The sequence below is a fragment of the Microbacterium sp. genome (genome assembly GCF_011620665.1).
In the GTDB taxonomy this organism is placed as follows: Bacteria; Actinomycetota; Actinomycetes; order Actinomycetales; family Microbacteriaceae; genus Microbacterium.
Genome location: NZ_WOYQ01000006.1, coordinates 83320 through 102712, shown reverse-complemented (window position 1 = coordinate 102712; position 19393 = coordinate 83320). Strand labels below are relative to the sequence as shown.

The following is a 19393-nucleotide window of genomic DNA, read 5'->3' as shown; positions in this document are numbered from 1 at the left end:
GCCAATTCTCCCAAACCAACAACCATTTAGGAACTAACGACACGCAACACTAGAGGGCCGACTAAAGAGCACCTACCGCGTCGTCGATACCAACTGATGTTGACCGAACGTGCGACCGATCGCGCCCTCCAATCGGCCTGCGAACATCGACCAGCCGTCTGCGATCGTGACCGGCGCCGCATTCCGAAAACCGTAGAAGAGTCCAGCGAGAGTGAACGCCGCGCGCCACCACATCGGATACCGGTGCACCGCGATCATGCGACCAGTGCCGCGCCCATATGCGCGCATCTTGCGGCGCCGCTCCCGCGTCGTCAGACCGAACGCCGTGGAGATACCCTCCACATAGACGCCGTGCGGCAGCCAGGTGAATCCATGCGCGACGTCCGGGCGGTCGCGGACAGCGCGCAGAAGGAGATCGGTGCCCTCCGCGACCTGCCACGGGGTGCTGGCACCTGGTCCTATCGCCTCATCAAAACCGCCGATCTCCTCGAACAGAGATCGCCGCATCAGGATGCCGATCTCGATGACCGCCCAAACGTTCCATCGGTCCATCGGAGTGCCGGCCGGTGGGAGCTGCGTTTTCGGGCCGCGCTCATCCCACGAGGTAAACGCACCTGCAACGAAACTCGGCCCACGGACACCCACGCGGATGCGGTCCATCATTCCCGCGGGAAACACCGTGGTGTCATTCGGGAAGTTGATCACGAACTCTCCAGACGGCAGAGCAGCGACACCGGTGTTGCGGCCGAGCGAAGCGCCGCGCTCAGAGCGGGTCGCAACCACAGGAACGCCGCGGGTGACAAACTGCTCCGCGACAGCGCTGACCTCGTCATGGTTACTCTGGGCGACAAGCACGATGCGGTCCTGCTGCGCTAGCTGACCCTCGAGCGATGTCAGAAGCGTCCGTAGCGCCTCGACCCTACCGAGCGTGGTGACAACAAGCGCTATGTTCACGTCAGCAATTGTCCACGATCCCACGAGGATGCGGGAACTTGAGCGCCGCGGCAGGCCAGGAGGTGACCGTCACGATCCGGTCTGCTCGATCAGCTCGTTCCAACCGCTTGCGGTCGCGTCCCAGGTGAAGCGCTTCGCATTCTCGCGACCCGCTGCTGAAAGAGCGGATCGCGCTACGGGATCGCCGGCCAGCTGTCCCATCGCCGAAGCGAGCGCTGTCGCGTCCATGGCCGGGAAATAGTGTGCGGATTCGCCGAGGACTTCACGGTTGACCGGTGTGTCCGAGGCAAGGACAGGAACGCCGAGGGTCTGAGCTTCCACTGGAGGCAGACCGAAGCCCTCGTGCAACGACGGCCAGATGAACGCGACCGAAGACCTGTACTCTTCCCCGAGCTCCGCGTCCGACACCGGGCCCAGCCAGACAAGGCGGGCCGAAGGAACATCCTGTTCCTCCGCATGCGAGCGCAGTGCGGGGTCCAGCTGGCCGACGAAGCGGATCTCGATCGCTGACGCATCAGGGAGCGCGCCCGCCGCCTCAATGACTGTTCTTAAATTCTTCGCGGCACCGTGCCGTCCGAACACCAGAAATGACGAGCCCACTCCCTCCGCGCCGCGGGACGGCGGAACACCGGCGAAGGTGTCGGCACCCGGGTAGACCACGTCGATCCGGGGCGGGTCAATACCGAACTGAGCAGCAATCTCCCGCTGCGACGCCTCGCTAATGGTCACCAGGCGCTGACCACGTCTCAACATTCCGAATCGCACGGCGAGCCGCCACTGCAATCTGAACAGCAGTGCGAAGTCCTTGGGTCGAGCCGCTGGGGCGATGTCATGCAGCGCTGCGATCTGCCGGGAGTAGATGACGGGAGCGATCGTGGCGGGGTTCAACAGCAGTGGATATCCCTGCTTGCGCAGCCACATCGGCAACTCGATCTGCTCCCACGCTGGGCCGCGAAATCGACCAATTGTCTTCATGGGTACATCTGGTGCTATGACGCCATCCGGTAGCGGCGGTGAAACAAGAAGGATATCCCCTCGAAGGCGTGACAGCCGCTCGGTGAGTTCTGTCGCGAATCGCCGAGCACCTCCAAAGGAATTGAGCAGGAACCTTCCGTTGATAACGACTGTCACGGGCCAATCGTACCGATGGTCGACGCGCATCCGGGATCCAGACATGTGTCATCGACTACGATTGCTCGTTGTTGTCCGCAACCTGCCGACACCACTGTCCGCAACCCGCCGACTGGAGGAACATGTTCGAGGTGTGGGCACCTGCGGCGGTTCCGACGCTCGTCGCTACGCTTCTGCTCCTAGGTCCTGGCCTGATTGTCGTGTGGGCGGGTTGGGGCATGAGACGAATCGGACCCGTCCTCTCGGCTCCTGCGTTGTCCGTGGCGATATACGCGGGCAGCGCGGTGATCGCTCCGTGGTTCGGCATCTCCTGGTCGCTCCTCATGCCCGCGGTCGTCACTGCGGTCGCCGCAACCGCCGCCTTCCTCCTGGGAAGAATGGCGCAGGACGACGAGGTGCCCACGAGCAAGTCTGCGTATCTCTGGGCGCTTGGCGCTCTTACGATGGCCGGTGTGATTTTGGTCACGCAGTTCGCCTACGCGTTCGTCGGTCCAGAGGCGATCGCACAACGATTCGACAACATCCTGCACCTCAATGCCCTCCAGCATGCGCTGGAAACCAGAAATGCCTCCGCATTCAACGTGGGCAAGATCGCGGATGTCTCTTTCTACCCGAACGCATGGCACTCACTTGCCACCCTCACCGCGTCGCTGACCGGAGCTGATGTGCCGACGGCTGTCAATGCCGCGAACATTGCGATCGTCGCTACGATCTGGCCAGCATCAAACTTGGCGCTCGCGGGCGCGCTTTTCCGCGATCGCGCCTCGGCTTTCGTGACGGCCGCAGCGCTCTCCACCGCGTTCGGCGCGTTCCCTGCGCTCTTCTTCGACTGGGGAGTTCTCTACCCGAACGCTCTCGGATACGCCCTCATCCCGGCCGTGCTCGCAGTCGTCGTGAGGATGATGTCTGCCCGCGGATGGCGGCTCATTCGAGATGTCTTACTGATCCTGGTGCTCACGGCGGGTACGACCCTCGCTCACCCGAACGCGCTCCTGGCAGCGGTGCTCTTCGGCTCGCTCCTCACGATCGGCATAACAGTGAGGTCCGCGATCGAGCAGTCGGCACGACGCACATGGATCAGAGCGGGGATCATCGCCGTTGCTGCCGTGATAGCGTGCATCACTCTATGGAGTTATGCGCGGACGTCGGCTGAGCACTCTCGGTGGCCGCCGTATCAGAACATCCCACAAGCGATCGGGTCCGGACTGGTCATATCGCCCAGCGGCCATGCGCCGACGATTCTGATCGTATTGCTGCTTCTCGCCGGATTCATCGCAATCGCGCGACAGCCCAGGCTCCTTCCTGTCGCACTTCCGTTCATCGCGTCAGTGGCCCTGTTCGTGCTCGTGTCGGCTTTTCCGGTCAACCACCCTCTACGGATCGCGCTGACCAATCCCTGGTACAGCGATCCGAACCGAATCGCTGCGCTCCTGCCGATGACGGCGATCCCGGTGCTCACGGCCGGTGCGATCTGGGCGGTAGACATGGCGAGCGCGCGGCTGTCTCGGATGCGCGCAGCCATGTTCGAAGGCACGCGCCGGATACTGATTCCGGTGGCGACGGCGATCTGCTTCATCTTGCTGTTCACTGTTGCCTTCGGCAACAGTGTGCGTGGGCCATTGTCGAGCGCGCGCGCGGCGTACACCGATGATGCGGAGTATTCGATAGTCTCCGCCGACGAGCGCGCGCTTCTGGCCCGGCTCCCGGGAATCGTTCCGCAGGAAGCACTCCTCATCGGCAGTCCGCGCACGGGGGCCTCGCTTGCATACGCACTTGCGGGTCGCCACGTCACCGAAATGCACATCTTCGGAACGCTGAGTAGTGACGAGCGTTTCCTCAACGCACATCTCCGCGAGATCGACGACGATCCGGCGGTGTGCGAGGCGATCAATCGGCTTGATGTCGATTACGTGCTCGACTTCGGCAGCTTTGATGTCAGCGGAGACCAAGACCCGCGCGGGTACTCCGGAGTCGTCGATCTGTCACCCTCGTCACGGCTCTCACTCGTCGACGCCGAGGGCGACGCGCGGCTCTTCCGTGTCGACGGGTGTTGACCTTGCGAAACAGTCGCATCGCGATCGTTTACGATTGTCTCTTCCCCTATACGACGGGCGGGGGCGAGAGGCTGTACCGCTCGTACGCCGAACACATGCACCGGTACGGGCTCCAGGTGGACTATCTGACCGCCAGGCAGTGGTCCGACCCAGCCACGCCGAGTGAACCTGAATTCCGGATCGTGCCGATCTCGCGCATGTTGCGCCTCTACGACGGAACTGGAGTGCGGAGCTCGACAGCCGCATTGCAGTTTTCTGTGGGGCTGTTCGCCGCGCTCGTTCGCCGCCGTCGCAGCTATCACACGGTCGTGGTGAGCGCACTACCGGTACTCAATGTCTTCGCCGCGCGCGCCGCCCTCGTGGGATCGGGTACGCGTGTCGTGGTGGACTACCTCGAAGTCTGGGGGCGGAGGCAGTGGGTGGATTACGCAGGTCCGATCATCGGCCATACCGCTTGGCTCCTCCAGCGCCTCGCGGTCGCGGTCACACCCTTGGCAACGTGCCACTCCCGTCTGACGGCGAACCAACTGGTCCGCGAAGGGTTGCGCAGTACCGCCCTCATCAGTCCGGGACTCATCGATGGCGAGTCGGTGAACAGCTTCGCCGCTAAGTCGACCCTCCCTCCCTACGTTCTGTATGTAGGACGTCACATCCCTGACAAACAGGTCGAGGCGCTCCCTGCGGCCGTTGCAGAAGCTCGGCGTTCCGTGCCTGGATTGCGTCTGGTCGTTCTTGGAGAAGGGCCGAGCAGCAGCGATGTCGATGCAGCACTGGCGTCAGCCCAGGCGAGCGAATGGGCCGAGCGTCCAGGATTCGTCTCTCAAGACCGCCTGGTCGAATTGATGCGCGGCGCGGCGGCTCTGATCAATCCCTCACGACGCGAGGGATATGGACTTGTCGTCGTCGAGGCCGCGGCGCACGGCACGCCGGTCGTGCTCGTCGGCGGCCCGGGCAATGCGGCCACTGAGCTCGTGGAGCCCGGGGTGAACGGATTCGTGGCGCCCTCAGCTTCCGCAGCCGATCTCGGCGACGCGATTGTTCGGGCCATACGCGGTGGCACCGAATTGCGGCTTTCTTCACGCTCATGGTACGAATCGGCGGTGACCACTCGCACTGTCGCTCGGACAGTCGAGAATCTCCTCAGGGTCTTAGACCTCATCCCCCGTGCACCCGCTGGCGCGGCCGCCCGACCCGATGACGCGGCAACCCGCTCCGCCGACACGACCGAAGGAACACATTGACTCAGCCCGCCCCGCCGGTATCGCTCGAACTGACGATCCTCATGCCCTGCCTCAACGAAGCGGAGACGCTCGCCGTGTGCATTGAGAAAGCGAATGAATTCCTCGCGAGGACTGGCATTTCCGGCGAGGTTCTGATCTCCGACAACGGTTCAACCGACGGGTCCCAGGATATCGCGGCCCGGCTCGGAGCTCGCGTTTCGCACGCTCTACAACGCGGGTACGGGGCGGCGCTCATCAACGGGATCGAGAATGCTCGCGGCCGTTACATCATCATGGGCGACGCAGACGACAGTTATGATTTCGTGAATCTCGATGCCTTCGTCGAACGGCTCCGTAGAGGCGCCGACCTTGTCATGGGCAATCGATTCAAGGGAGGGATTGCGCCGGGCGCAATGCCTCCACTGCACAGATACCTCGGTAACCCCGTCCTCTCGGGCATCGGTCAGCTCTTCTTCCGCCCGAATATCGGAGATTTCCACTGCGGTTTGCGCGGTTTCAACCGCGACCGCATCCGCGATCTCGCTCTTCAGACGACGGGCATGGAGTTCGCCTCCGAGATGGTCGTGAAGTCCTCTCTCGCGCGGTACCGGATCGAAGAGGTGCCGACGACGCTCAAGAAGGACGGGCGATCACGGCCTCCACATCTGCGCAGCTGGCACGACGGATGGCGCCACCTGCGCTTCCTTCTGCTCTTTGCACCACGGTGGCTCTTCGTCTACCCCGGACTCGTCGCGATCCTCCTCGGGGCGTCAGGGGTAGGGATCCTCGCCTTTGGTGGCGTGCAGATCGGTGCCGTCGGGTTCGATGTGACCACTATGGTCTACGCGAGCGCTCTCTGCGTGATCGGATACCAGGCGCTCCTCTTCTTCTGGTTGACGAAGCTGTATGCCACTCAGGAAGGTCTTCTTCCCGCGAGCACGGGTTATCGCACGATCGTTGCAAACTGGTCAACTGAGCGGGGTCTGCTCATAGGACTCGCTCTGTTCGTGCTCGGCATCTTCATCGGTATCGTGCAGGTCGTGCGGTGGGGCAGTCTCGACTTTGGGCCGCTGGACACAGCGGAAGTGGTAAGAATCGCGATTCCGAGCGCTCTCGGGATCATGCTCGGATTCCAGACTATAATGATGAGCTTTTTCTCAGGTGTGCTCGCCACCCCGCGCCGCGAAACGCGCCCGGACGCCCTAATCGAGAACTGAACACATGCCGGTGCGGGTGCTCGTCGATTTCCTGTTCTATACGGGCACAAGAGGTGGAACAGAGACCTACACGCGCGAGGTCGTCAAGCGACTCCCCGAAGCTCTCCCGGGCTCTCAGCTGATTGCCCTAGCGAACAGGGCGGGGGCGAGCGGGGTCCGTGATTTCTTTCCAGGTGATGTGCGCGTCGCGCGGTGCGTCGGTGCTGACCGCGCAACCTGGGCCTTAGGCGAAGTGCTCGCCGCCAACAAATGGGCCAGGCGCGTCGACGCTGACGTGATGTGGAGTCCCGCGAACTTCGGGCCGATTTCCCGGTCGGCCGTGCCACGTGTGACGACGACGCATGACACGACCTACCAGCTGAACGCGAAGCAGACTGCTGTCACACGAGTCACGTCCTGGTTGCAAGCAAAGGCCGCTCTGACGGCCGACGCCGTGATCACGGGATCCGCTGCGGCCAAGGCGGACGTAGTGAAGCACATCGGGATCGACGCGGGAGTGATCACGGTGATCCCGCACGGTACCGCCGCGCCGGAGGCACCGGCGGACCCGTGGTCCCAACTCATAGCACTGGGAATCCAGCCGGGCAGGCCGCTGGTGCTCAGCACGGGCAACCGTCTGCCTCACAAGAACTTCGAGGCGCTTCTGGCAGCGGTGGCGACGATGGACGAACATCGTCGCCCACTCGTCGTCCTTCCCGGCGGGCGGGGTCGCGATGCTCTCGAACCGCTCATTCATCGTCTCCGACTGGAGCACGACGTCATCCTGCCGGGCTGGGTGACACCACCGCAGCTCGAAGCCCTGTACGCAGTTGCATCCTTGTATGTCTGCCCGTCGCTCACGGAGGGGTTCGGACTGCCCGTCATCGACGCAATGCGCCGGGGTTGCGTTGTGCTCGCAAACGACGTTCCCGTCCTGCGGGAGGTGGGGGGGGACGTCGCGCTCTACGCTGACGCGAGGAGCGAACGAGATCTCTCAACGGCGATCTCCTCGGCGTTGAGTCAAGACCCCTCGCTGCGCCGCGACGCCGGGATCCGGCGAGCCGGCACATTCACGTGGGAGCGAGCCGCGGCCGAAACCGCCCGCGTGCTTGAGGCTGCCGTCATCCAACGTCGGATGACGGCGTGACGCCGGTAAGCCCGCTTTGGCGTCGACTCCTCCTCTTCTTCCTTATCCCGGGGATCGCCGCGATATCGCCGCTGCTGGTCCTGCCTGTCATCTCTCGAACAGCGGGTCAAGCGGGGTGGGCCAGCGCCATCGCCGGTGAATCGATAGGTACGGTCGCTTCCATCGCCATCGGCTTCGGTTGGGCGTCGATCGGGCCGGCGCTGGTGTCGATGGCAGACAGGGAGAGACGAGGCGAGCTGTACCGGGAGTCGCTGGTCGTGCGACTCTTGGTTGCCCTGATCGCGCTCCCGGTCATGTGGGTCATCTGCTGGATCGTCGCCTCACCCGGCAGCGAGCTCTTCGGCGCGCTGATGGGGCTGCAGGGCGCACTCATCGCGCTGTCGTTCGCCTGGTTCTCTGCGGGGATCGGAAGGCCAGCATCCATCGTCTTCTATGACTCACTCCCCCGTCTCGTGATTGCTGCCCTCTGCGCCTTCGCCATCGCTCATGGAGCGCCGATCGAGCTCTACCCGCTCGCCGGAATCAGTGTGACCCTCGTGGGAACGGCATTATTCACCCGAAGCGTGCTGAACCAATTTCCTTCGCCGTGGCCGAGATGGCCGGAGTTGCCGGGCCTCTTTCGATCCATCGCGCCCGTCGCATTGAATGACGTCGGGCTCAGTGTCTACTCAAGCGTGCCGACACCGTTCGTGACGATGACGGCACCACCTGCCCAGGCCGCGGGTTTCGCATCAGCGGACAAGATGCTCAAGCTCGGCCAGTTCATCCCGATGACACTCGCCAACGCGCTTCAGGCGTGGATTGTCGAAGCACGTGGCATTGGTCGAGGACGTCGCATGCGCCTGGCGATGCTCGCCCACGGCGGAATCGGCTGCATCGGCGGCGCATTTCTGGCAACCTTCGGCGCGTGGGCCAGCAGGATCCTTTTCGGGGCGGACGCGTCATCGATGACGCCGGTTCTGATAGCTCTCGGCTTCACCTTCGCGTTCTTCTCTGTACGGACATCAATGACCCGCCATGTGCTCTACCCCGCAGGTCAGGCCGCAGCCGTGGTGCGCGCGACGCTGATAGCCACGGCCGCTGGCGTGCCGATCATGGTCGCCCTGGCACTGTGGATCGGGCCCGTCGGCGCCGCAGTCGGATACGCGGTGACCGAGGGAGCGGCCACACTCCTGCTTTGGCGGAGGTGCCTTGAATCACTCCGCATCCTCGACAACACTCAGCCGATCGTCGACTGAGAAGAAGTCCTTCGGCCTTCCTCGGCCCCGTCACAGCACCGACTAAGCTGTCATGGTCATCCAGCAGGAGGAACCATGGCAGACATCCGCCGCGCTCTCATCACCGGAATCACGGGTCAGGATGGTGGGCACCTTGCCGAGCAGCTCCTCGCCAAGGGCTATGAAGTTTACGGCCTCATCCGCGGCCAGAATGATCCACGACGAGTGCTCGTTGAGGCCGAGTTCCCCGAGGTCGAGCTCATCGAGGGCGACCTGACCGATCCGACGTCCCTGGTCCGGGCTGTCGAGACAGCCGACCCCCACGAAACATACAACCTGGCGGCGATCAGCCACGCCGGATACTCGTTCAAGAATCCGACACTCACTGCAGACGTCACGGCGAAAGGTGTTCTGAACATCCTGGAGGCAGTCCGAGTCACCGACCGGAGTAGCGCCACACGAATTTACCAAGCCTCCACGTCCGAGATGAACCGCCCCGGGTTTTGATGCCGCATCCTTTTGAGTTGATTGGTTGTCATCATGCCGAAGGAGATCGATCCCGCGCTCCGTGAGCGCGCTGTCAGGCTCGTGCGCGAGCATCGGGCCGAGTACCCGTCGAACGCGAAGGCGATCGCGGCTGTGGCCCGTCAGGAAGGGGTCGGTGCCGAGTCGTTGCGCCGGTGGGTGCTGCAAGCCGATATCGATGCCGGTGAGCGGGAGGGGCAGACCAGCGAGGAGCATGCGGAGATCGGCCGTCTCAAGGCCGAGAACAAGCGGCTCCGTGAAGACGTCGCGATCCTCAAAGCCGCGGCGACTTTCTTCGCGGGGGAACTCGACCCCCGCAACCACTGATCATGGGATTCATCGATCAGCTCCGCGCCGAGGGGCACGCGGTCGAGTCGATCATCCGCGTCCTGCGTGAGCAGGGCGTGCAGAGGTCAGGAAAGTAGGTGTAGTAACCTGCATGCCGCCCAGAGGTCTTCACTTACGTCACCCGTTCGCAACCCGCCACGGAAGTACAATTAGCAGCGCGTGGAAGTACAATTAGCAGCGCGTGCTCGACTCAACCGTCGCGCCAAGCGCCGATGGTCCCCCGAGCAGGGTGATCAGCGATATCTGACTGGTGATGAAGTAGTTCTTCGCCGCGCCCGACATACACGAGGGCGGCTGGAGGAGCAGCGGTGCTCCCGTCGCTCCGGACAGCACTGCCCCACTGAGTGCGTCGGGGAAGTCAAGACCCGACGCCACGAGCGCACGATCTCCGGCCGACGGCTTCACGGCCAGGGCAAGCAGGAGGCTCGTCGCGAACCGGTCGGACCCGCCCTTGCGATCCACGGCAAGCCCCAGGCCGCGCAATTCGGTTTCGACCTGATCGCTGATCGACCCGCTGCCCCCTGCGAGGACGACATCGGTGACACCCAGACTGCGCAGCAACGCGATGGTCTCTGGCGCGACCGTCGCGGCGGCGCCATCGACGAGCAAAACCGGAGCGTCTTGGATGGCCGCGGCCGACGATGCGGAGAGCGCGTCGGAAAATGCCCGCCCGGTCGCGAGGTAGATTCTCTTCGAGCTTGTCCAACCATCTTTGACAATGAGACGAGCGGTGTCATAGCGGTCTACCCCAGCGATGCGATCGACGAGGACTCCTGCTCCCAGCAACGAGCGCACGTCCGCCAAGACATCATCCGCCACGGCACCCGTACCGCCGAGCACAACGACGCGTGACGGTTTGAGTGCGACCAGGCGGGACGCGGTCGCCGGCGGGAGCGACGTCCTGCTCGTCATCAGTAGCGCGGACTCCCCGTGCGCTGCCAGAGGTGAACCCACGACGCTATCAGGGTAGTGCTCACCGGACGCGAGATACACCGTCGCACTGGACTGAGGGTTGGTTTGCGTCGAGATCGCCGCGGCCGTCTCGTATCGGTCGGCGCCCTCAATCCTGTCGACCGTATAGGCGACGGCGGGCGTCGGCGTCAGGTAATCGCTGTGCACCCAGTACATGACGCCGTTCAGGCGCACGTTCCACCACACGCCGTAGGTGGCCACGCGAGTGACGATCGTGCCGGAAGGAAGGACCGCTGTGATCTTCGCGCAGTCGGTGCTCGGAGCGGCGCGTCCGTTGAGCGACGCTGTTGTGCTGTACTCGCCGCTCGCTGCTGTGACCGCCTCTGCGGGCGGCACCCGGCAGGGGTCGAGGTAGCCCTGCGTCGACCCGAACCACGACGTGTAGTAGTTGTAGAAGTTCCGGTTGCCGTAGGCGGAGCAGCTGTCACCCAGCCCGTAGCCGGCGGCGAGCGCTGCCGCGTTGGGCTGATAGGGCGTGTAGTTGTAGAGGGCCGCCGTCGCGTAATTCTGGATGTTCACATAGCTTCCGCCGCACGACGAACTCGGGCTGTACGCGATGTAGTGCACACCCGGCTGCTTCGCGAAATTCGCCGCCTTGTATGTCTTGAGTTGCTGCGTTCCCTTGAGGATCTGCGGGCCGACTCCGGCGAACGCCGGGTCACACGGCGCCGTGTCCGGGCATGAGGCGCCCATCGCCGCCGAGAGATTCCAGTCGGAGGGGGCCTTGCTGGTTGTCAGCCCCTGTTCCTTCTGCAGCGTGACCAGGATGACCTTCGCCGAGACGCCGCACGCAACCTGCACGCGGTAGATCAGTTCAGAGACCTTCATGGTTCCGCCCTGGATCGCAGAGCAGATGAGATTGCCGGTGGTCTGGGATGTCACAGCGGCGCGGGAGGAGATGCCCGCAGAGAGCACGTTCAGGCACTTGCCGTTGGTGCAGGCGCCGATCTTGGCGTCGAGGAAAGCCTGGATCTCGGACGCCGTCATGGCGGACCCGTCGTAGAACAGCGCATCGGTGATGATGTTCCCGGCGTTGAAGCCGACCTCAGCCGCAGTCTCGACCATGCCCGAGTCCACCGGATGCGCCGCGCCGGCCACGGGGGGCACTGCCGGGGCGGGCACGGCCGCGACGGCCGGGCTCGAAGCGAGCAGCGATCCGATCAAGGCGACCAGCGCGAGGACCGCTGCGGCCGGGCTCCACGCCGCCCGGGCGCGACCGGACGGTCGGGTGATGATTCGGGGGATCATGTGACCATTGTTGCTGAAGTCAAGTTCCGATACCACTACAGGTGGTGCGACACGCCACGGACACGCCGCTCACGGCACCCTCAGAGGTCTGCGTGCAGCTGCCACACGCGCTCCGCGGCACCGGTCCACGAAAACGCACGACCGCGGTCTCCAGCCAACACGGCGAGCCGTTCAACGGCATCCGTCGACCCGAGCGCCGTCGCCAACGAACTGCCGAGCGCTGCCGGTTCGGCGAGCAGCCCGCCGTCGAGAATGATCTCGCGGTGGACGGCGCTGTCGGCCGCGACGACCGGCACCCCGAGCGTCAGCGCCTCGATGACGCGCCACGGGAACGCGCTGTCGGTCCGCGGCGCCACGAGCGCAACGGCGCCGCCCAGCACGGCGGCACGGTCGGCGGCCTCGAGCGAGCCTCGCACGATGACGCGTCCGGGGTGAAGGCCGGCGGCCGCGGCCCGCTCGGTCACCGCCGCTTCGAATCTGATGGACACGTCCACGACGATCACCGGCAGATCCGAGCCGCCCTCGGCGATGGCCGCGAACGCGGCGTCGAGTCCGGCGGACGGCGCGGACCCACCCGGCACCACCAGGCATCCGCTCGGGAGTCCGAGAGCACGGCGGCGCCCCACCTCATCCGTCGGAACAACGAAGCGCATCGGAGCGGCGCCGGGGATCACCCGGATCCGTTCGCCGAGCGGGGCGATCTCCGCCAGCCGATCGGCGAGCGCATAGGTCGGAACGACGACGGCGTCTGCATGCTTGACGGCACGCCTGAGCATGCCCCGGTGCCAGGCGACCGCCGGCTTCGTCAGCTCTTCACGGTGCTCCCACGCGGCGAGGTCCCACACGGTGATCACGGTCTGATCGTGATCGTGCACACGATCGTGGCCCACGAGCGGCGCCAGCAGCGTGGGCGAATGGAGCATTCCGCCCGGCGCGCCGGACCGAATGCCGAACTGCCAGGCGGCGGCGAGCTCCCGCCGGGGCAGCGCGGCACGGACGAGGTCGGCAAGCCCGGCAACCTCCCGCTCGAGCACGGCAGCCGCATCCGCCCCGGCTGGGACGATCGCCGCGACCTCGCACCCGGCCGGCGAGGTGCGGACAAGTTCGCGTGCGAGCTCCCGCGACGCAGTCGCCAGGTCGGCGTCCGTCGGCGCGACGATCTGATCGAGCATGACGCGCAGCGTCGCTGTCACCCTCAGCCCCCCGCCGCCGGCGTGGCGGTCGGCGGGTGCAGGGTGGTCTGGACCAGGTCGCGCACGTGCGCCCAGTCGTCAGCGGACGGCTGGTCCGGGTCGATCCCGGCACCGTCCATCGTGAGCTCGATCGTCGCGACCGGCTGCTCCTTCGCCTTCACAGCCAGGCCCGAAAGGAAGGGCAGGAGCGACTCTGGGATGTCGGTCTGGACCAGGTCCTCCCCCGCTCCGGCAACCTCCTGGAACCGCAGGAGCACGTTCGCCGGCGTCGCCTGTGCGAGAATCGCCTGCTGCAGTTCGCGCTGACGGCGCATGCGGTCCCAGTCGCTCGTCGTGTAGCGCGAGCGCGCGTACCACTGGGCGGTGTCGCCGTCCATGTGCTGCTGTCCGGCCTCGATCCACCCGATCGCCCAGTCCTCGGCGGGCTGGCCGTCGTAGGTCGGCCCGCCCCCCTTGGGAAGTCGCTCGGTGACGGTGATGTCGACACCGCCGAGGGAATCGACGATGTCGGCGAACCCCTTCATGTCGACGAAGACGTAGTACGGGATCTCGATGCCGAGGATGCCGGCGGCCGCATCCTTGGTCGCCTCGATCGCCGGCGAGGAGCCCTGGCCGGCGGCATCCGGATAGATGCTCGCCCCGCGATCGCTCTGGCAGACCTCCACGGCGTTGGTGAGCTGATTGACCCCGGCCGCCCAGCCGCAGCTCTGCGACACGTGCCCCTCGAAGCCCTGGGGGTAGCGCTCCTGCATCGGGCCCGCCGCGAAGGGGGCGTTCTGCAGATCGCGGGGGATGCCGGTGATGGTCACCGCACCGGTATCGGCGCCCACTGAGACGACCGAGATGCTGTCGAAGCGCATGGAGTCGCGCCCCAAGCCGCTGTCGGCCCCGAGGAGCAGGATGTTGTAGTAGCCGTCCGAGGGGGGCACGGAGGGGCCGCTGTTGCCGAAGATGGCCGCCAGCGCCTCACGGGCCGGGCCGATGAGGGACTGCGCCGCGTACAGGGCGCCGCCGCTGGAGAGGACAAGCCCGACGATCGCCAGGATGGCAGCGCCGGCCCTCGACCAGCCCTCCACGCTGACGAAACGCACGAGGCGCAGAGTGTCGATCGTCAGCACCGCCCACAGCGCAGCGTAGGCCAGCAGCACGACCTGCAGCACGAGGAGCGTCGCACCGTTGGCAAGAGAATAGAAGAGCGTCGGCCGCATGAGTGCGGTCACGACCGCCAGGACCACGAGCGCCCACATGACCAGTGTCGCGACGATCCCGACCCGGCCGAGCCGGCGCGAACCCGCGAGGATCTGCGCCGATCCGGGAATGAGGAGGTTGAGCGCCACGAGCCACCAGGCGCGGCGCGTCATGACCTCAGGAGATGAAGCGTCGGGTCGGCGGAGCGGCTGGGATTCGATCAGCGGGGCCGCCCGCGTCCCGGACCGCGGTGGCGCGAGGGTCACAGGGAATCCTTGAGTCGGCGGTTCTTCTCCTCGACCTGCAGCTCGAGCGTGCGTGCATATTGCTCGACCCGGTCGGCGAGCCGGTCATCCCCCGCGCCGATGATCCGCGCCGCGAGCAGGCCCGCGTTCGTCGCGCCGTCGATCGATACGGTCGCCACCGGAATGCCGGCCGGCATCTGCACGATGCTCAGCAGCGAGTCCAGGCCATCCAGAGTGGCCAGCTGGACGGGAACGCCGATCACGGGCAGAGCGGTCACCGAAGCGAGCATGCCGGGGAGGTGGGCGGCCCCGCCCGCACCGGCGATGATGACCTTCAGCCCGCGGGCGCGGGCCTCGCGCCCGTAGCGCAGCAGCTTGTCGGGGGTCCGGTGCGCCGAGACCACCTCGACCTCGTGGCCGATCGCGAACTCCGAGAGGATCTGCGAGGAATCGCTCATGATCCGCCAGTCCGAATCGGAGCCCATGACGACGCCGACGAGGGGTGATCCTGAGGAATGCAGCGCGCGAGTCACGCGTCCAGGGTAGGTGGAGAGGCTGGAAGAACCCCGGAGCGCCACGCAACCCGACCCGCACGCGCCCGCTCCGGCACACCGAGCGGGCCCCGGTAGGCTCGAACGATGCGACTGTCTGTCATCGGATGCGGTTATCTCGGCGCTGTCCACGCGGCAGCCATGGCATCGATCGGTCACGAGGTGGTCGGCATCGACGTCGACCCGCACAAGATCGATGCTCTCGCGCACGGGCGGGCGCCCTTCTTCGAACCGGGGCTGCCCGAGATCCTCGCCGAGGGCGTCGCGTCGGGTCGATTGACCTTCACGACCGACATGGCGGCGGCTGAGGGCGCCAAGGTGCATTTCGTCGCCGTCGGCACGCCGCAGCAGGAGCGAAGCCACGCCGCAGACCTCACCTATGTCAACGCGGCGATCGACGCCCTCCTCCCGCACCTGTCGCCGGGCGACATCGTCGCGGGCAAGTCGACCGTTCCGGTCGGAACCGCGGCATCCCTGACCCCGCGCATCGAGTCCGCGGGAGCGACGCTCGTGTGGAATCCTGAGTTCCTCCGCGAAGGATGGGCCGTGCAGGACACGATCGACCCGGATCGACTCGTGGTCGGCATTCCAGCGGGCTCGGATGCCGCGGACACGCTCCGTGAGGTGTACCACCCCGCGATCGCCAAGAGCACCCCCTTCATCGTCACCGATCTGGCCACAGCCGAGCTCGTGAAAGTCGCCGCCAACGCATTCCTCGCGACCAAGATCAGCTTCATCAACGCGATGGCCGAGATCGCCGAGGTCACCGGCGCCGACGTCACCCAGCTCGCCGAGGCGATCGGTCACGATGATCGGATCGGCCGGAAATTCCTCGGCGCGGGGATCGGCTTCGGGGGCGGGTGCCTGCCCAAAGACATCCGCGCGTTCTCGGCTCGCGCCGAAGAGCTCGGCCGTGGTGAGTCCGTCGCGTTCCTGCGCGAAGTCGACGAGATCAACCTGCGCCGCCGCGAGCGCGCGGTTCAGCTCGTCATCTCCGGCCTCGGCGGATCGGTGTACGGCAAGAAGGTCACGGTGCTGGGGGCCGCGTTCAAGCCGCACAGCGACGACATCCGCGACTCCCCCGCGCTCGACACCGCCGTCCGGCTCCACGGCCTCGGCGCCGAGGTGGTCGTCACCGACCCCGAAGCGATCGAGAACGCCCGCAGGATCCACCCTCAGCTGACGTATGTGGACGACCGAGACACCGCACTCGCCGGTGCGGAGGCCGTGCTCCTCGTCACCGAGTGGGACGAGTACCGACGCCGGATGCCGGCATCCCACGTGTCGACCCTCACCGCGGGCCGCGTCATCGTCGACGGACGCAACGCCCTCGACCCCGCCGAGTGGCGCGGCGCGGGCTGGGCGTACTTCGGCATGGGACGTCCGTAGGAGGAGTGGCAGGAGCGGGCGGGCCCACCGCCGGGGCCCGGTCCGGCGGTGCGGCTCAGTCGCCGAAGAACGCCGCGGCTGCCCGCGCCTCGTAGACCACGGCATCCAGGTCGTCGCCGACGGCTGTGACGTGCCCGACCTTGCGACCGGGTCGCGGCTCCTTCCCGTAGAGGTGGACCTTGACCGCCGGATGCGCGGCGAGCGCCGCGGGCAGCCGGCTTTCGAGCGAGTCGGTCGCGGGGCCGCCGAGGAGGTTCACCATGACGGACCACGGCTGGCGGATGCCGGGATCTCCGAGCGGCAGGTCGAGCACCGCGCGCAGGTGCTGCTCGAACTGGCCGGTCACCGCGCCATCCTGCCCCCAGTGGCCGGAGTTGTGCGGACGCATCGCGAGCTCGTTGACGAGGATGCGCTCATCGGCCGTCTCGAACAGCTCGACGGCAAGCATTCCGGTGACGCCGAGCCCCTCCGCGATTTCCTCACCGAGCCGTGCGGCGACCTCGGCGAGGCGACCGGTCGCGTGCGGCGCGGGGGCGATCACCTCGGCGCACACGCCGTCGCGCTGAATGGTCTCGACGGCGGGATACGCGACGACCTGCCCGGAGGGACGCCGAGCGACCTGCTGGGCGAGTTCGCGGGTGAAATCCACCAGCTCCTCGACCAGCAGCGGAGCGCCCTCCGCCAGCCAATCCTCCGCGTCAGCCGACGAGGTCACGACGCGCACTCCCTTGCCGTCATAGCCGCCGCGGGGAGTCTTGATCACCGCACGGCCGCCGTGAGAGTCGAGGAACGCCTGCAGGCCCGGGCCGTCCGCGATCTCGGCCCACTCCGGCTGCGGCATGCCGAGCTCATCGAGGCGGGCCCGCATGAGGAGCTTGTCCTGCGCGTACTGGAGGGCGTCCGGCCCCGGGCGAACGGCGATGCCATCGGCCACGAGCGCGCGCAACACCTCTTGCGGGACGTGCTCGTGGTCGAACGTCACCACATCGACGCCCGCCGCGAACGCGCGGACGGTCTCGAGGTCGCGGTAGTCTCCGACGGATTCTGCGGCGAGCTCCGCCGCCATCCCGGCCTGTTCGGCGAGAACCCGCACCCGAACACCGAGCTCGACCGCCGGCGCGATCATCATCCGGGCCAGCTGGCCGCCACCGACGACTCCGACCTGCAGTGCCATGCGCGCCCCCTGTTTCGTCCCGTCCATCTTCTCGCACGGCACGCGCACCGAGCCACCGTCGCGCGCGAGTCAGGACAGCGGGGGCGGGTCGCCCGGCCGGCCGCCGAGACCGCGCGAGTCGCGGTGCGCCAGGATCTGGCTCACCTCGACCTGATCGGCGAGCGTCTCGTGGACCAGGCGTGCGGCGGGAATATTCGCGAGACGCAGCGTCCGATCCGCGCCCGTGAGAGTCAGGGTGCCCGCGCCCCAGAGTCGCTGAAGCGGCCCCCGGCGCTCGGAGATCGCGTAGCCGCGAGCATGACTGAGCTCACTCCGGCGGCGCCCGAACACCCCCGACTGTTCGATCACGCGCCGTGTCGTGATCGTGTAGGTGTGCGAGAGCCATCGGACGTACGGCACGACCACCAGCAGCGCGACCGCGAGCGCGGCGCCCGCTCCCAGCATCCAGTCCTCGAAGGGAGCGGGGAGGTTGCCCCAGAAGTACCCGACCGCTCCGGTGACCGCGATGAGCACCAGGGCGCACCAGAACAGCCTCCGCGCGTGCGGCCGCAGGCGCGCGACGCGCAGCTCGGGCGCCGCACCACCCGGAGCGGGCGTCACGGGGCGTCCCGGGTACGCCGTCGGCTGGGTCACTCCTCCATTGTGCCGGTCACCGTGCGCGCAGGCGGCGCGACCGGCCCGAAATCGTCACTTCCCCGCGGACGGGGTCGATTGCGCCTCTCGACGGCATCTACGGCATCTACGGCGTCGACGCAGGCACGGGTTCAGCGCAGATGAACGATATCCGCGGCCGACACGACCGACTCGACGCCGTCCGACGCGACCACGAGGCGTCCCTCGTCATCCAACCGGACGGCGCGACCCTCGAGGACCGCACCGTCCGGCAAATGTGCCGAGACGTCTGCGCCGATCGTCGCGCACAGCGCGGCGATCTTCGGCGCCACGGCGGCCCCTCCGTGCACGGCGAGGGCGGCGATGTCATCGCGCAGGTAGGTCAGGTAGTCGGCGAGGAGGCGGTCTTCGTCGGCGCTGTGCCCGAGAGCGGCGAATGACGTCGCGGTCGTGACGGGAAGGTCGCTCACCGCCATACTCGTGTTGACTCCGGCGCCCACCACCACGACATGGGGATCCGACGGCAGGACCTCGGCCAGGATTCCGCAGATCTTCAGCCCCTCCACCAGCACATCGTTGGGCCACTTGAGCGTCACGTGCAGCCTCGGCAGCTGCGCGGCGATGGCGCGGGTCATCGCGGCTCCGGCGATGAGGGGAATCCACCCGCGGTCGGCGGTCGCGACGGCGCTCACGCGCAGCAGCACGGAGACGGCGAGTGCCGACCCTGCCGGCGTCGTCCAGGTGCGGTCGAGGCGTCCCCGGCCGGCGCGCTGATCGCGGGTCAGCAGCACCGACAGATGAGGGTGACCCTGCGCATCGCCCTCGGCGTCGCGCAGGAGCTTCGTGTTGGTCGAGTCGACCGTGTCGATCACCTGAAGACGCGGGCTGACGGCGGCGGCGAGCGGATATCCCTCGGATGGCACGGACATGAGCCCACCCTACGTCGCTCCTCCTGAGCGATTGTGCACACCTGAAGCGCGATCGCGTTGTCGGCGTCCGCCAACCTCGGCGCCGACCCGATCGCTAGGG

The 19393-nt window shown here is 66.5% G+C and carries 16 protein-coding genes and 1 pseudogene; 8 read left to right on the top strand and 9 right to left on the bottom strand.

The annotated features are described in order from the left end of the window. Window positions 1-72: 72 nt before the first annotated feature. Window positions 73-954: a glycosyltransferase family A protein gene (locus QZV81_RS01520; RefSeq protein ID WP_292831413.1), complete on the bottom strand. Its 882-nt coding sequence runs from the start codon at window positions 952-954 to the stop codon at window positions 73-75. A 69-nt stretch (window positions 955-1023) separates the two neighbouring features. After that, entirely contained in the window at window positions 1024-2115 is a 1092-nt protein-coding gene (locus QZV81_RS01515; RefSeq protein WP_292831428.1) for a glycosyltransferase family 1 protein, read from the bottom strand. Window positions 2116-2207: 92 nt separating this feature from the next. Between QZV81_RS01515 and QZV81_RS01510 the strand changes: the two genes are divergently transcribed. The 7 genes and pseudogenes from QZV81_RS01510 to QZV81_RS01480 all read left to right on the top strand — a co-directional run. Next, complete coding sequence (locus tag QZV81_RS01510; protein ID WP_363331568.1) at window positions 2208-4139, top strand: DUF6541 family protein; 1932 nt, start codon at window positions 2208-2210, stop codon at window positions 4137-4139. 2 nt (window positions 4140-4141) lie between these two features. Continuing rightward, window positions 4142-5380 carry a glycosyltransferase gene (locus QZV81_RS01505; RefSeq protein ID WP_292831407.1) on the top strand — a complete coding sequence of 413 codons (1239 nt, stop codon included), beginning with the start codon at window positions 4142-4144 and terminating at the stop codon, window positions 5378-5380. Further along, window positions 5377-6576 (top strand): glycosyltransferase family 2 protein, encoded by a 1200-nt coding sequence (locus QZV81_RS01500; protein WP_292831404.1) that lies wholly within the window; start codon window positions 5377-5379, stop codon window positions 6574-6576. Before QZV81_RS01505 ends, QZV81_RS01500 begins: the two co-directional genes overlap by 4 nt. A gap of 4 nt (window positions 6577-6580) precedes the next feature. Then, window positions 6581-7702, top strand: coding sequence for a glycosyltransferase family 1 protein (locus QZV81_RS01495; RefSeq protein ID WP_292831401.1), 1122 nt, complete (start codon window positions 6581-6583; stop codon window positions 7700-7702). Then, the gene (locus tag QZV81_RS01490) at window positions 7699-8940 is read left to right on the top strand and encodes a hypothetical protein (protein WP_292831398.1); all 1242 of its coding nucleotides are present in this window, start codon (window positions 7699-7701) and stop codon (window positions 8938-8940) included. The genes QZV81_RS01495 and QZV81_RS01490 overlap by 4 nt, the downstream gene beginning before the upstream one ends. 75 nt (window positions 8941-9015) lie before the next feature. Next, entirely contained in the window at window positions 9016-9426 is a 411-nt protein-coding gene (locus QZV81_RS01485; protein ID WP_292831395.1) for a GDP-mannose 4,6-dehydratase, read from the top strand. Between the two features lie 33 nt (window positions 9427-9459). Then, window positions 9460-9854: pseudogene (locus QZV81_RS01480) on the top strand (transposase); the annotation flags it as partial. 109 nt (window positions 9855-9963) lie between these two features. Here the strand turns inward: QZV81_RS01480 and QZV81_RS01475 are convergent. The 4 genes from QZV81_RS01475 to purE form a co-directional block, all read right to left on the bottom strand. Beyond that, the gene (locus QZV81_RS01475; protein WP_292831392.1) at window positions 9964-12012 is read right to left on the bottom strand and encodes a cell wall-binding repeat-containing protein; all 2049 of its coding nucleotides are present in this window, start codon (window positions 12010-12012) and stop codon (window positions 9964-9966) included. An 80-nt stretch (window positions 12013-12092) separates the two neighbouring features. Then, window positions 12093-13205: a glycosyltransferase gene (locus tag QZV81_RS01470; protein WP_292831390.1), complete on the bottom strand. Its 1113-nt coding sequence runs from the start codon at window positions 13203-13205 to the stop codon at window positions 12093-12095. 2 nt (window positions 13206-13207) lie between these two features. After that, window positions 13208-14566: an LCP family protein gene (locus QZV81_RS01465; RefSeq protein ID WP_292831388.1), complete on the bottom strand. Its 1359-nt coding sequence runs from the start codon at window positions 14564-14566 to the stop codon at window positions 13208-13210. Between the two features lie 89 nt (window positions 14567-14655). After that, complete coding sequence (purE, locus tag QZV81_RS01460; protein ID WP_292831425.1) at window positions 14656-15123, bottom strand: 5-(carboxyamino)imidazole ribonucleotide mutase; 468 nt, start codon at window positions 15121-15123, stop codon at window positions 14656-14658. 153 nt (window positions 15124-15276) lie between these two features. Between purE and QZV81_RS01455 the strand changes: the two genes are divergently transcribed. Then, the gene (locus tag QZV81_RS01455; RefSeq protein WP_292831386.1) at window positions 15277-16578 is read left to right on the top strand and encodes a UDP-glucose/GDP-mannose dehydrogenase family protein; all 1302 of its coding nucleotides are present in this window, start codon (window positions 15277-15279) and stop codon (window positions 16576-16578) included. A 55-nt stretch (window positions 16579-16633) separates the two neighbouring features. Here QZV81_RS01455 and QZV81_RS01450 read toward each other — a convergent pair whose 3' ends face one another. From QZV81_RS01450 to QZV81_RS01440, 3 genes are all read right to left on the bottom strand, one after another. Beyond that, entirely contained in the window at window positions 16634-17752 is a 1119-nt protein-coding gene (locus tag QZV81_RS01450) for a 5-(carboxyamino)imidazole ribonucleotide synthase (protein ID WP_292831383.1), read from the bottom strand. Between the two features lie 69 nt (window positions 17753-17821). Beyond that, on the bottom strand, window positions 17822-18385 hold the full coding sequence (locus tag QZV81_RS01445) for a PH domain-containing protein (RefSeq protein WP_292831380.1): 564 nt from the start codon (window positions 18383-18385) through the stop codon (window positions 17822-17824). Between the two features lie 131 nt (window positions 18386-18516). Beyond that, a complete protein-coding gene (locus QZV81_RS01440) occupies window positions 18517-19293 on the bottom strand; it encodes a biotin--[acetyl-CoA-carboxylase] ligase (protein ID WP_292831377.1) in 777 nt (258 codons plus the stop codon). Window positions 19294-19393: the final 100 nt, after the last annotated feature.